Annotated in this window: 17 protein-coding genes; 13 read left to right on the top strand and 4 right to left on the bottom strand. The window is 52.2% G+C overall.

The window, feature by feature from the left end:
* Positions 1-11 precede the first annotated feature (11 nt).
* From AC6CHM_RS13245 to AC6CHM_RS13230, 4 genes are all read left to right on the top strand, one after another.
* Entirely contained in the window at positions 12-797 is a 786-nt protein-coding gene (locus AC6CHM_RS13245; protein WP_115054126.1) for an SDR family NAD(P)-dependent oxidoreductase, read from the top strand.
* Between the two features lie 86 nt (positions 798-883).
* Positions 884-1,183, top strand: a complete 300-nt coding sequence (locus AC6CHM_RS13240) for a DUF1127 domain-containing protein (RefSeq protein WP_162802576.1) — start codon at positions 884-886, stop codon at positions 1,181-1,183.
* A gap of 27 nt (positions 1,184-1,210) precedes the next feature.
* A complete protein-coding gene (locus tag AC6CHM_RS13235) occupies positions 1,211-1,810 on the top strand; it encodes a DJ-1/PfpI family protein (RefSeq protein WP_115054127.1) in 600 nt (199 codons plus the stop codon).
* 3 nt (positions 1,811-1,813) lie between these two features.
* The gene (locus AC6CHM_RS13230) at positions 1,814-2,524 is read left to right on the top strand and encodes a helix-turn-helix transcriptional regulator (protein WP_115054128.1); all 711 of its coding nucleotides are present in this window, start codon (positions 1,814-1,816) and stop codon (positions 2,522-2,524) included.
* Here the strand turns inward: AC6CHM_RS13230 and AC6CHM_RS13225 are convergent.
* Entirely contained in the window at positions 2,470-3,072 is a 603-nt protein-coding gene (locus tag AC6CHM_RS13225; protein WP_498173475.1) for a GNAT family N-acetyltransferase, read from the bottom strand. The two genes, AC6CHM_RS13230 and AC6CHM_RS13225, sit on opposite strands and share 55 nt — an antisense overlap.
* Positions 3,073-3,149: 77 nt before the next feature.
* Complete coding sequence (locus AC6CHM_RS13220) at positions 3,150-3,842, bottom strand: DUF1013 domain-containing protein (RefSeq protein ID WP_115054130.1); 693 nt, start codon at positions 3,840-3,842, stop codon at positions 3,150-3,152.
* A 249-nt stretch (positions 3,843-4,091) separates the two neighbouring features.
* On the opposite strand from AC6CHM_RS13220, the gene AC6CHM_RS13215 reads away from it, so the two are divergent.
* Positions 4,092-6,290 (top strand): esterase-like activity of phytase family protein, encoded by a 2,199-nt coding sequence (locus AC6CHM_RS13215; RefSeq protein ID WP_115054131.1) that lies wholly within the window; start codon positions 4,092-4,094, stop codon positions 6,288-6,290.
* 52 nt (positions 6,291-6,342) lie between these two features.
* Here AC6CHM_RS13215 and AC6CHM_RS13210 read toward each other — a convergent pair whose 3' ends face one another.
* Entirely contained in the window at positions 6,343-7,347 is a 1,005-nt protein-coding gene (locus AC6CHM_RS13210) for an NAD(P)H-quinone oxidoreductase (RefSeq protein WP_498173473.1), read from the bottom strand.
* Between the two features lie 96 nt (positions 7,348-7,443).
* Between AC6CHM_RS13210 and AC6CHM_RS13205 the strand changes: the two genes are divergently transcribed.
* From AC6CHM_RS13205 to AC6CHM_RS13195, 3 genes are all read left to right on the top strand, one after another.
* Positions 7,444-7,629, top strand: coding sequence for a DUF1192 domain-containing protein (locus tag AC6CHM_RS13205; RefSeq protein WP_115054133.1), 186 nt, complete (start codon positions 7,444-7,446; stop codon positions 7,627-7,629).
* Positions 7,630-7,741: 112 nt separating this feature from the next.
* Positions 7,742-8,983: an MFS transporter gene (locus AC6CHM_RS13200; protein WP_115054134.1), complete on the top strand. Its 1,242-nt coding sequence runs from the start codon at positions 7,742-7,744 to the stop codon at positions 8,981-8,983.
* A gap of 46 nt (positions 8,984-9,029) precedes the next feature.
* The gene (locus AC6CHM_RS13195) at positions 9,030-9,293 is read left to right on the top strand and encodes an ArsR/SmtB family transcription factor (protein ID WP_008128262.1); all 264 of its coding nucleotides are present in this window, start codon (positions 9,030-9,032) and stop codon (positions 9,291-9,293) included.
* Positions 9,294-9,434: 141 nt separating this feature from the next.
* Here AC6CHM_RS13195 and AC6CHM_RS13190 read toward each other — a convergent pair whose 3' ends face one another.
* On the bottom strand, positions 9,435-9,614 hold the full coding sequence (locus tag AC6CHM_RS13190; RefSeq protein WP_115054136.1) for a YdcH family protein: 180 nt from the start codon (positions 9,612-9,614) through the stop codon (positions 9,435-9,437).
* Positions 9,615-9,838: 224 nt separating this feature from the next.
* On the opposite strand from AC6CHM_RS13190, the gene AC6CHM_RS13185 reads away from it, so the two are divergent.
* From AC6CHM_RS13185 to AC6CHM_RS13165, 5 genes are all read left to right on the top strand, one after another.
* Complete coding sequence (locus tag AC6CHM_RS13185) at positions 9,839-10,042, top strand: YdcH family protein (RefSeq protein WP_008128260.1); 204 nt, start codon at positions 9,839-9,841, stop codon at positions 10,040-10,042.
* A gap of 91 nt (positions 10,043-10,133) precedes the next feature.
* Entirely contained in the window at positions 10,134-10,631 is a 498-nt protein-coding gene (purE, locus tag AC6CHM_RS13180) for a 5-(carboxyamino)imidazole ribonucleotide mutase (protein ID WP_115054137.1), read from the top strand.
* Positions 10,632-10,633: 2 nt separating this feature from the next.
* Entirely contained in the window at positions 10,634-11,707 is a 1,074-nt protein-coding gene (locus AC6CHM_RS13175; RefSeq protein ID WP_115054138.1) for a 5-(carboxyamino)imidazole ribonucleotide synthase, read from the top strand.
* Between the two features lie 166 nt (positions 11,708-11,873).
* Complete coding sequence (gene ykgO / locus AC6CHM_RS13170; protein ID WP_040856283.1) at positions 11,874-11,999, top strand: type B 50S ribosomal protein L36; 126 nt, start codon at positions 11,874-11,876, stop codon at positions 11,997-11,999.
* 61 nt (positions 12,000-12,060) lie between these two features.
* Positions 12,061-12,735 (top strand): tetratricopeptide repeat protein, encoded by a 675-nt coding sequence (locus AC6CHM_RS13165; protein ID WP_498173470.1) that lies wholly within the window; start codon positions 12,061-12,063, stop codon positions 12,733-12,735.
* Positions 12,736-13,020 lie beyond the last annotated feature (285 nt).

Here is a 13,020-nt window from a genome sequence, read left to right as displayed (position 1 = left end):
GGAGACTGGCAATGGCATTGGATGGCAAAATCGCAATTGTAACGGGTGGCGCTCAGGGTATCGGGCTGGCCATTGCAAGGCGCTTTCTTCAAGATGGGGCCAGTGTTATGCTTGCTGACATCAATGACGCTCAGGGAGCCGCGGCGGTAAAAGAGCTGTCCCCTTTGGGTAAAGTCCGCTTTTCCTCAACAGATGTCAGCAGCAGGCTGGATGTGCACAATCTCGTGGCTGGAACAATCGAGGCATTCGGTGATGTGGATATACTGGTCAATAATGCTGGTATTGTACACACGGCAGATTTTCTCGACCTGAACGAGGATGATTTTGATCGGGTTCTGCGGGTTAATCTAAAAGGATCGTTTCTTTGTGGTCAGGCTGTAGCGCGGTATATGGTCAAAAAGATAAAAGACGGAGGTAATGCAGGCTCCATAGTCAATATGTCGTCAATCAATGCAGTCGTCGGTTTGCCGGAGCAAATTGCCTATTCGGTTTCGAAGGGTGGCGTCAGTCAATTGACCAAAGTCATGGCTCTTTCGCTCGCACCCTATGGGATTCGCGTGAACGCAATCGGTCCAGGCTCGATCAAAACCCAGATGCTGGATACGGTCAATTCGGATATGGCCGCAAAACAGCGGATATTGTCCCGTACACCGCTGGGCCGGGTGGGAGAGCCCTCCGAAATAGCTGCTGTGGCGGCGTTCCTGGCTTCAGATGATGCGAGCTACATAACGGGGCAAACGATCTATGCCGATGGTGGTCGATTACCATTGAATTATACAGTGCCGGTCAATGGATGATTTTTTAGGCTGTTGACATCCTACTGACAGAAGGTTGTCAGGAGGGGTATGCCATTATGTTCCCGTAGTCAGAAGGAGACAGGGATATGGCTTACCTCGATTTTGATATCGTACAGAGTGTGAAGCATTGGTTTTCCGAGTTTGCAATTCACCGGCAGGAGCTGCGTACGGAACGGCATCTTAACTCGCTTCCCGAGCATCTCTTGAAAGACATTGGCTGGCCGGATGCCTATGCTGAACGATTGGCAAAACGCAATTCCCTAGGCGAAGACGACACTGCCGTGCCTGCCACCAGTGATGAGCTTACGCCATGGCAGTTGGATTGGCCAAAACACTATGAGAGCTTAAAAGCTCGCAAATCCAGCCCCTTAGAGCTGGGATGTTGAATTTGACTGCCATGGAGGAGGGCTTCAATGGAAAAGAAACGAACAGTTGGATTTGTTTTCGTTGAAGGCTTTGCCGATTGGGAATTTGGCATGCTTTCCGGCTCGGTCAATGAGTGGTTTGGTGGCCGAGCCGTCTGCCTTTCACCTTCTCCGGGTCCGCTAAAATCAATTGGCGGCTTTCGCATGCTCCCGGATCGCGGTGTCGATCCATCAGACAATCTTGATCTTGATGCGGTTGCCGTCATTGGATCCGACACATGGTCGGACGCGGATGCTCCTGACATAACACCCTTATTGAAGGATGTTCTGGCGCGCGGTGGAATTGTCGGTGGCATATGTGCCGGTACTCTTGCACTGGCGCGTGCGGGCCTGTTTTCAGGCCGCAAGCATACCAGCAATGGAGCCGGTTGGATCGAATCGCGTCTGGATACTTATGCCGGGTCTGAGCATTATCAGGATGTGCCCTATGCAGTACGCGATGGGCATGTTGTAAGTGCGGCGGGAACTGCGCCCGGAACCTTTGCCATTGCCTTCCTCGAAGCGCTCTTTCCCGAACAAGCGCCCCAAATCGCCGAGATGCGTGAAATGATTGCAAGAGAATTTACTTCCCGAAGTGAGAAGGCTTGAGCGATGCGTAGAGCAGACCGACTTTTCCAGATTGTGCAGAAGCTGCGTGGCGGGCGACTTGTAACGGCAAGGCAACTTGCCGAAAAGCTTGAAGTGTCAGAACGTACGATCTATCGCGACATTGCCGATTTGCAGTCTACGGGCGTTCCCATTGATGGCGAAGCGGGCGTTGGCTATATTTTACGGGAAGGTTTTGACCTCCCACCCTTGATGTTCACCCGGGATGAGGTGGTAGCGCTTGTTGCTGGCGCGCGGCTGATAACTGCCTGGGGCGGTGCTTCCATGGCGCGCGCGGCCGAAGAGGCGATTATAAAGATCGGAGCCGTCCTGCCAAAGGAGGATCGCCCGCGTATCACCAACACACATATTCACGCATCGGGCACCAATATTAGTGATAGCGCACGCGCTTTGATTGATCTGGCAGAAAATGCTGCCGAACAATGCCGCGTGCTTTCGATCACCTATACCGACCTTGAGGGCAAGGACAGTACGCGGGATATCAGGCCACTCGGTCTGTGGTTTTGGGGAAAAGTCTGGACATTGATCAGCTGGTGCGAGCTGCGTAATGACTTTCGGACCTTCCGGATCGATCGCATCACCAAGGTTGAGAAGGCTGATCGCATCTTCCGTCAGGAGCGCGGCAGGACGCTTGCCGATTTCTACCGCAGGGTGGAACTTAGCGAAACACCCAATACCGAAGCCCGTGCTTCATAAAGCCTTTTAACTGGCAGTTGATCAATGGCGGTCTGGAAAGTTGCGCGCAGTATTGCGTAGGTTACGAAATGATAGCCGTCCTCCTCAGTTTCGCCCATCAGCTCCATTCCAAGCTTTTCGGCGACTCGGACTGATGCGCTGTTGCGAGGATCAATAGCGGCGATAATTCGATCCACGGTGGTCGCCTTGAAACCATGTTCAAGAACAGGCTTGGCTGCTTCCGTTGCGATTCCTTTGCCCCAAGCCAGACGGTTGAGACGCCAGCCGATTTCCATATCGGGCCCGATAGCATTATGGGGAATCAACAGCACCCAGCCAAGAAATTGATCCGAACGGGTTTTCTCGAAGATTGACCAGTAGCCAAGGCCGATACCGAAATCGGTTGTTATCCGATCCGTCAGAAACTGTCTGTGACTGGTGTCATCGGTCCATGGACCGGGGATGAACTTTGTCACAGCGGGATCGCGATCCATGGCAATGCAATCTTCGAAATGATCCATGGTCCGAGGTCGCAACAGCAAACGTTCAGTTTCAAAACCTGGAAGCATTGCTCACTCCTTGACGTAAAAAGCCTCGTCACGGACGAGGCTTTTGCTACATAGTCAGTCGAATGGTGCGGAGACGATTATTCCTCGTCTTCGTCGTCCTGACGGCCTTTTAAAGACGAAAGCTTGGCGAAAACTTTGTCTGCGTCAAGCTCCTGGTCTTCTTCACGAACCGTTGGCTGAATGTCGAGATTTTCAGTCGCGGAAGCTGGCAGAAGTGTATCGCCACCTTCGCCCGGTTGTACTGGACGCCCGCGCGAAGAACGTTCGACCTCAATATCCAGATCAATCTGCGACGAGAGGCCCAGTGTAACCGGGTCCATTGGTTGCAGATTGTTGGAGTTCCAATGGGTGCGGTTGCGGATCTGTTCGATTGTCGATTTGGTCGTACCGATCAGGCGCGAAATCTGCGCATCTTTGAGCTCTGGATGATTGCGAACGAGCCAGAGAATAGCATTCGGACGATCCTGACGCTTGGACAACGGCGTATAGCGAGGGCCCTTGCGCTTGGTCTCGGGAACGCGAACCTTGGGGTCCGAAATCTTGAGCTTATGGTTCGGGTCTTTTTCGCCCTTGGCAATTTCTTCGCGGGATAGCTGTCCGGTGATCAATGGATCAAGGCCCTTGATGCCTTGGGCCGATTCACCGTCCGCGATAGCCTTAACTTCAAGCGGATGGAGCGTGCAGAAAGCAGCGATCTGATCGAAAGACAGGGCCGTATTATCGACAAGCCAGACGGCCGTTGCCTTTGGCATTAGAAGCTGGGTGGCCATAGATATAGTCCTCTTGTTCGTCCGCTCCGGAGGGGCGGGACGTGGGTTCAACCACAATTTCCGGGATTTCGAGCCGTTATATAGCGGTATTTTAATCGATGAGCAAGAATCGCTTTGGGGATTCGTGCCATGTTCCAAATAACCGCACATTCCCTCGGGCAAGTGTTTCATCAAACTGTCATGTAAATGTCATGACACTGCAACAGACGCACGCGATCAGTCTCTTCAATTCAATCGGAGATTGTTCCAATGTCGCATCGTTTTCTCACCATCGGTCTTTGGACCATTCTGGCTGCATCCACAGCAATACCTGCAATGGCAGAACCAGTGTTCAACCGCATTGCAAGCTTTCCCGTGATTTCCAACCTGCCAAAGGATTCCGATCTCTCGCAGGTGACTTCTTCCGAGATCATCACAGCATCAGAAGATGGCAAGACATTGGTTTATTCGGACAGCCCAAATGGTGCGATCGGTTTTATTGATATCACTGAAGCAGGCAAGCCGCAGCCGCTGGGACAACTTAAGCTGGATGGCGAACCCACATCGGTAGCAGCCGTCGGTGCAAACGTCCTTGCCGCGGTCAATACTTCCAAGGACAAGGCCAATCCTTCAGGCCGCCTCGATGTGGTCGAGCTGGCCTCCCGCAAGGTGATTGCTACATGTGATCTCGGTGGACAGCCCGATTCTGTCGCTATCTCTCCCGACAAGACTTTTGCTGCCATAGCAATCGAAAATGAACGTGATGAAGAGTTGAATGATGGAGAAATACCCCAGCTTCCAAGCGGTAATCTCAAAATAATTTCGCTGAAGGATGGTGCTCCGGATTGCGCAACAGCGAAAACCGTTGAACTTACCGGACTTTCCGAAATCGCACCGGAAGATGCCGAACCTGAGTTTGTCTCCATCAACCGGGAAAACCAGATTGCGGTAACACTGCAGGAAAACAACCATATCGCAATTATCGATGCGGCGAGCGGAAAAATTACAAATCATTTCTCTGCCGGCACTGTCGATCTGGATAAAATCGACGTGGAAAAAGATGGCGCTCTCAAGTTTGATGGCAGTGCAAAAGGTGTTCTGAGAGAGCCTGACACGATCAAATGGCTCGACAATAACCGCGTGATTGTTGCCAATGAAGGCGATTACAAAGGCGGATCGCGCAGCTTTACAATATTCACCAAAGACGGGAAAGTTGCCTACGAATCCGGCGCATCGCTTGAGCATAAGATTGCTGAAGCTGGTCACTATCCCGATAAGCGCAACAAGAAGGGCGTAGAGCTTGAAGGGGCTGAGGTCGGCAAATTCGGCGATACAAACTACCTGTTTGTTGCCAGTGAGCGTGCTTCGATTGTCGGTGTCTACAAGGACACGGGCGCTGAGCCGGAATTTGTTCAATTGCTGCCATCAGGCATCGCCCCCGAAGGTGTATTGGCAATCCCATCACGCAATCTGCTGGTAACAGCCAATGAGGCTGATTTGATTAAAGATGGCGGCGTACGCTCGCATGTTATGATTTATGAACTCAAGGATCAGAAGCCGAATTATCCGCAGATCGTTTCGACGATGAAGGATGATGGAACGCCGCTTGGCTGGGGCGCTCTATCGGGATTGGTTGCTGATCTAAAGGAAGCGGGCAAGCTCTATGCCGTATCGGATTCCTTCTACTCCGCGGCGCCTTCGATCTTCACGATTGATGCGAACCAAAGCCCGGCAAAAATCACCAAAGCACTGGTCGTCAAACGCGGTGGGCAACCGGCACAGAAACTTGATCTTGAAGGCATCACCACGGATGGCGATGGCGGTTTCTGGCTCGCCAATGAAGGTGACCAGGCCAAGCTCGTGCCCCATGCAATTCTCAACGTAAACGGGAAAGGCGAGATCAAAAAGGAAATCGCACTTCCCGAAGAACTTCTGCCAAACCAGGTTCGTTTCGGCCTGGAAGGGATTACGCGTGTTGGGGAAGGTGATGACGCCACATTGTGGATGGCGATCCAGCGCGAGTGGAAGGATGACGAAAAAGGTTTCGTCAAACTGCTGAACTACAACATCAAGGATAAATCCTGGACTGCTGTTTCCTATCCGCTCGATAAAAGCGGAGCAGGTTGGGTCGGTCTTTCCGAAATTACCGCTCATGACGGTCAGCTTTATATCGTTGAACGCGATAACCAGATTGGTGATAAGGCTGCCAACAAACGGTTATATCGTGTGGCGCTAGAGGGTTTGAAACCTGCCAAGATCGGCGAAAAGCTACCCGTCGTTGAAAAGGTGCTGGCACATGATTTCATTGACGATCTCAAGAGCGCCAATGGCTACATTTCGGAAAAGCTTGAAGGGTTCGCTATTGATGTTGATGGCAATGGTTATGCCGTTACTGACAATGATGGTGTCGATGACTCATCGGGGGAAACCCTGTTTTTCGGCATCGGTAAGGTCCAGGCTACAAACTGATAAAACCGGAAATAAGATAAAGGCCGCATATAGCGGCCTTTACAGTCTTGGTTCAGCTTACATCTAAAACAATTTTGCCAATATGCTGGCCATCTTCCATACGCTCATGCGCGCGCCAGGCTTCATGCAGTGGATAGACCATATCGATCACCGGCGCGACTTTACGCTCAGCCAATAGTGGCCAAACGTTCAGTTCAAGCTCGCGGGCAATTCCGGCTTTGAACTCGATTGTTCGGGCCCTTAACGTTGATCCCGTATGTTGCAGTCGCTTGACCATCAGCTTGGTCATATCGGTCGTTGCCTTTGCCCCGTTGAGAAAAGCAATCTGCACGATACGGCCATCAATAGCCGCCGCGTCATAGTTCCGGTCGATGTAGTCGCCGCCAACCATGTCGAGGATCAGATTGGCACCTTTGCCGTCCGTAAGTCGCTTAATAGCCTCGACAAAATCCTCTTCGCGATAATTGATTGCGTGATCGGCTCCAAGCTTGACGCATGCTTCGCACTTGTCGCCTGATCCAGCCGTTGTAAATACGCGCGCCCCGAAGGCCTTGGCCAGCTGTATCGCTGTCGTGCCGATACCGGACGAGCCGCCATGGACGAGAAATGTCTCGCCGCTTTGCAGGGCGCCCCTTTCAAAAACATTGTGCCAGACGGTGAAGAATGTTTCGGGAATTGCGGCGGCCTCTATGTAGCCGTAGCCTGCCGGGATCGGCAGGGCGTTGGATTCATGAACCGTGCAATATTGGGCATAGCCGCCGCCGGCCACCAGTGCCGTAATACGTTCACCAAGGCGGAAACGGGTTACACCTTCCCCTGTTGCGACAACATCCCCGGAAATTTCCAACCCCGGAATGTCTGAAGCGCCTTGTGGCGGTGGATAATGGCCTTGCCGTTGCAAAACATCGGGACGATTAACACCGGCGGATCGCACTCGCACAAGAAGCTCCCCGGATTTGGGCGCAGGAACGGGTCTCTCGCCCGCTTTGAGTACCCTTGGGCCACCTGGAGAACTGATCTCAATCGCCGTCATCACTGTTGGAATCTCTTCTGCCATTATGAACTTCCCTGATATTGATTCATTGGAATAATTTGCAATTCCAAGTGGTTGGAATGTATCTTACTACGCGGAGGCGACAAGTGGAGGAAAGAAATGTCACTTTTCGATGAAGAGCCCCGGCGCAAGACTGTTCATGATATCGGCCAGGACTTGTCTTTGCTATCTGTTGCAGAACTTGATGAGCGTATAGGCTTGTTGCGTGCGGAGATTGTACGTCTTGAGGAGGAGCGTTCGCGAAAGGGAGATAGCAAGGTTGCTGCAGAGGCGCTCTTTCGCTGATTGATTTCAATTTGGTGCAGGTGCCATCAAGTTTCCGCATTGATAACCGAGAGAAAGCTGCATCCCTATCAATACAGAGCCGTCTTCCCCCCGCTCGTCCGAAGGATATCTCGTGTTTCGTTCATTCATTCAGGTCTTTGCGCTTCTTTGCGGCACATCTTTTCTCGTCATGGCTTCAGGCCTGCATGGATTATTACTGCCCTTGCGCGGCGGCGCCGAAGGGTTTTCAACGACATCGCTCGGTTTGCTGGGAACAGCATGGGCAGGTGGCTTTATAACAGCCTGCCTTCTTGCCCCGCGACTGGTGAGAAGAGTCGGACATGTTCGTGCATTCAGCGCCTTTGCCGCGATTGCGGCAATCGTTGCGCTGATGACCGGAATACTCGTTAATTCAACGGCTTGGATTGTCCTGCGCGCCCTCACCGGATTTGCCATGGCAGGCTCCTATATGGTGATTGAGAGTTGGCTTAATGAGCGGGCCACGAACGCCAATCGCGGCCAAATATTCGGTCTCTATATGGTGGTCAATTTCGGGTCGATAACGGTTGGCCAGCTGATGATCGGTTTTGGCGACGTGCATAATGGCACGTTCTTTATGCTGTCCGGCATATTGTTCTGTCTCGCATTGATTCCGACAGCTATTTCAACAGCCAGCAGTCCAAAACCATTGACGGAAGTGCAGCTTGATTTGCGTGCGCTTTACCGTAATTCGCCGGTGGCCTTTCTTGGCTGCATACTTATTGGCGTTGCCAATGGCGCATTCGGTACGCTGGGCGCTGTATATGGCGCTGCGACAGGAATTTCGGTCGGTGAAATCGCCTTGATGATGAGCGCCTCGGTGCTCGGCGGCGCGCTGATGCAGATTCCGGTCGGGCGTATGTCTGATCGAACCGACCGGCGTTATGTATTGGCCTTCGTTGGCGGTGCTGCGGCATTGATCGGGCTGTTGATTTTCTTCATCGCTCCAAGACATGCCACGATCATTCTCATCATGACGGCGATATATGGTGGCTTGGCCTATACGCTCTATCCCGTGGCTGTTGCGCATGCCAACGACTTTTCGGACTCCGAAAACTTCGTCAAAGTGACGAGTGGCCTGTTATTGCTCTATGGTTTTGGCACGATGATCGGTCCGGTACTGGGCGCCTGGGCGATGGAGACCATCGGAGCCGAAGGATTGTTTGCGATCACGGCACTGGCTCATGCGGCAATCATGTGTCATGCAATCATTCGCTCGCGAATGCGCGCGCCGGTGCCAATCGAACTGCGGGATAATTTTCAGACGGTGCATTCGGAACGTGCAACACCCGAAGGTGTAAAGCTTGATCCACGTGCGGAAACCCTGCCCGAATAGCGACAAATCCGTTGACATTGCTGGCGGTTTAAACCGAAACTGCAACATGGTCGAAACAGATGCTTTTGTTGCAATTTCCGATCCCAACCGCCGATACCTTCTTGAGGAATTGAGGCGGGGTCCAAAAACCGTGAATGAGTTGGCGTCCGGTCTTCCTATATCGCGCCCCGCGGTCTCCCAGCACCTTAAAGCACTGCTTGATGCGCAACTGGTTTCGGTGAAATCAGAAGGCACCCGCCGCATCTATGCAGTCGACGATAGCGGCTTTTTCCATTTGAATTTGTGGCTTGATCAGTTCTGGAATGAATAATCCGCCATAGCACCGGCAGAAAACTAATCCAAAGACATGAAAACCCGGCTGTCTGACCAGACGTGCCGGGTTTTCGGATCTGCCGCGTGATATACTCAGGCGGAATTCGGGGTCTATCTTGCCTTGCGACCCGGAGTCGTTTTAGTGGTGAGTAACGAGCGTACGAATTTTTTCGATTTGCTCTTTCAGCACAAGCTTGCGACGCTTGAGGTCGCTAATCTTAAGATCGTCCGTAGCTGGACTTAGCATTGCATCGGAGATTTCTTTCTCAAGTGCTCCATGCTTACGTTCAAGCGTTTCAAGATGAGACTCAATGGCCATGCGGCTTCTCCCTTGGTTAATTTCCTTGCTCGTAATGCCCTGTCAGCCAAGTAGCGGCTTTATGACAGAGCCGTGACACTCTGCCACTACTTGAAGCAATTGTCGAATATGTTTCGCAGGATTTTATTGTCACATGAAATGTGATATTGCGGCATACCGGCAAGTGACAGTGTTACTCCGGACCGCTTTTGATAATTCTACAGCAAAATACCGGGAATCACTGCATGTCCGATCAAGATCAGGCTGACATTCGATTGGCAGTCGCAAGATTGAAGCAAGAGCATCTGGACTTCGATGCAGCTATCCAGGCAATGATCCAAGTTGGTTGCGACCAGCTGCGTATCCAGCGCATGAAAAAGAAGAAACTCATCATCAAAGATAAGCTCATCGAGCTGGAAGACAAAATCATCCCCGACATAATCGCCTGATATCAAAGAGCAATCTGCGGTGCTGTGACTTATGCTTGCAGGCTCTTTGCTTTTACACTAATTCCCCCATTCCATTATTAGAGGATGCTCAATGGCTGATACACGTGCTGACGTAGCAATCATTATGGGAAGCCAGTCCGATTGGTCGACCATGCGTCATGCGGCTGAAACGTTGGACAGCCTTGGAATTTCTCACGATGACCGGATCGTTTCGGCGCACAGAACGCCGGATCGATTGGTCGAGTTCGCCAAAAGCGCGAGAGAATCTGGTTTCAAGGTCATTATTGCGGGTGCAGGCGGTGCTGCACATCTGCCAGGCATGGCTGCGTCCATGACGCCTTTGCCGGTTTTTGGCGTACCTGTTGAATCGAAGGCTCTCTCCGGCCAGGACTCGCTGCTTTCCATAGTGCAAATGCCAGCGGGCATACCCGTCGGGACATTGGCAATTGGCCGGGCAGGCGCGGTCAATGCCGCATTGCTGGCAGCAGCGGTTTTGGCTCTGCACGATAAGGAACTGGCAAAACGACTTGATGCTTTCCGGCAGGCACAAAGCGAGAAGGTTGCGATGCGGCCTTCCGACGAGGTTTGAGAATGATTTCTGCAGGTTCGACGATTGGTATAATCGGTGGTGGTCAGCTTGGACGCATGCTGGCTATAGCTGCTGCACGTCTCGGCTACAGAACAGTGATACTGGAGCCCCAAGCAGATTGCCCCGCAGCGCAAGTTGCCAATGAAGTTATTACCGCAGCCTATGATGATCATGACGCGTTGGAGCGATTGGCTGAGCTAAGCGACGTCATTACTTACGAATTTGAGAATGTGCCCGTCGACTCAGCGGAACTTTTGAGTGAAACGAAGTCAGTATTTCCGCCAGCAGAGGCATTGAAAGTCTCACAGGATCGCGTCACCGAGAAACGGTTTCTCAACAAGCTCGGCATTCAGACCGCGCAATGGCGCGTCGTCGAAAATGAGGTGGAGCTGGAAGCTGCCCTGCTTGCTTTTGGCGGCAAGGGCATCCTTAAGACCCGGCGCTTCGGTTATGATGGAAAAGGCCAGGCGAAGTTTTCCGGCGTGCCGGGCGAAACGGCCAAGGCCGGATTTGCCGCCGTTGGCAATGCTCCTTCCATTCTTGAGGCGCTGGTGGACTTTACTCACGAGATATCGGTCATTGCGGCGCGTGACGAGGCCGGCAATATCCGGGTTTATGACATTGCCGAGAACGTTCACAAGGATGGAATTCTCGCAAGCTCGACAGTTCCTGTTTCCGTGTCTTCAACAATGGCGGGCCTGGCAGCGGATGCGGCCCGCAAGCTGCTGGAAGGATTGAATTATGTCGGCGTGCTCGGCATGGAGTTCTTTGCGCTTGCCAATGGAACTTTGCTTGCCAATGAATTTGCACCGCGCGTGCATAATTCCGGCCACTGGACAGAAGCAGCCTGCGCCGTTTCACAGTTCGAGCAGCATATACGCGCCATTACAGGATTGCCTCTGGGCGATACGAGGCGGCATTCCGATTGTGTGATGGAAAATCTCATTGGCGATGATATTGCCCGCGTGCCAGAGATATTGAAAGAAAGCGGAGCCGTGGTGCATCTTTACGGCAAGGCCGAAGCGCGTCCCGGGCGCAAGATGGGGCATGTGACTCGCATAACCAAACGCCTCTGAATGCTGGAAAAGATAAGTTTTCTCGCTGAATCATGCGATGAATCGTGGGATGGGAGTTGACAATGCAGGCATTCCTTGGCTATTTCCCCGCAACGTGTTTCCGGCGCGCTTAAAAGGCGCGCTTTTTATTGGTGCCCGGTTTCGGGCGAAAGATACCGGTGCTGAAATGAAGATCAAGAACTCCCTTAAGGCCCTCAAAGCCCGTCATCGTGACAATCAGCTGGTCCGTCGCAAGGGCCGCATGTACATCATCAACAAGACTGCTCCGCGCTTCAAAGCACGCCAGGGCTGATCTTACCGTTTCACGGTTATTTGCATTTGACGTTTTGCTGATACGGACTAACATTCGTGTCATGCAGAACGTCTTTGCTATTTTAATCGGGCTCTCAACGGTACTTTCGCCAATGATTTCAATGGCGGAGAGCGCTGGGGCGCAAGAAAGAACCGGAACTGAGGATAGGGCTGATACGCAGGGGAAACCTGCTGAAGGCCAGGCCCTCACTCCGCAACAGGCCGCATTGCCCGGCAAAACATTGGCGGAAAAGCGTGCCGCCCGGCTGGATGAGCTTTTCGGTCAATTGAAGCGGGAAACCAACGCGATGAAAGCATCGCGGATTGCCTCGCAAATCCAAACCCAGTGGCAGAATTCCGGTAGCGCAAGCATCGATCTGATGATGGGCTGGGCCTCTAAGGCCATGGAAGATAAGAAGTATTCCGTTGCGCTGGATTTTCTCGATCAAGTCATCGTCATGAAGCCGGACTATGCGGAAGGCTGGAACCGCCGCGCCACATTGAACTATGTGATGAATGATTACGGCCGCGCCATGGCTGATATTCACAAGACGCTGACATTGGAACCACGGCACTTTGGAGCCATGGCCGGTATGGCTTCCATCCTCAAGGAAACGGGCCGCAAAGAGGCAGCGCTGGGCGCATTCGAGCAGGTTTTGAATGTCTATCCGATGATGCGTCAGGCTCAGAAAGAAGTCGGTGAACTGGCAGATGAATTAACCGGCCAACGCACGTAATTTCGTTGATTGCAACTAATCACAACTAAATCACCACTATCGATTGTAATTCTTCGGCAAATTTGCCCGTTTTTTCGGGAAAATCATTTAGCTTTGTGGGTATTTTGCTTAAAATGCTGAAAATGAGCGGGAAGCTCCATAGCTGTTGCGCTGGCGGCTCGTTGCAATGCCGTCCGCACTCTTTTCTAAACTGCCGTAGCTTTCGTTAGAGTAGCAACCAGCAATATGCTCAGCTTAAAATTGCAAATTCCGGCAATGCTTACGCATGCCGGAATTTTTATAATC

Source organism: Phyllobacterium sp. GQ127 (assembly GCF_059758635.1).
The sequence above is the reverse complement of the archived record's forward strand: the minus strand, read 5'-3'. Positions and strand labels throughout refer to the sequence as shown.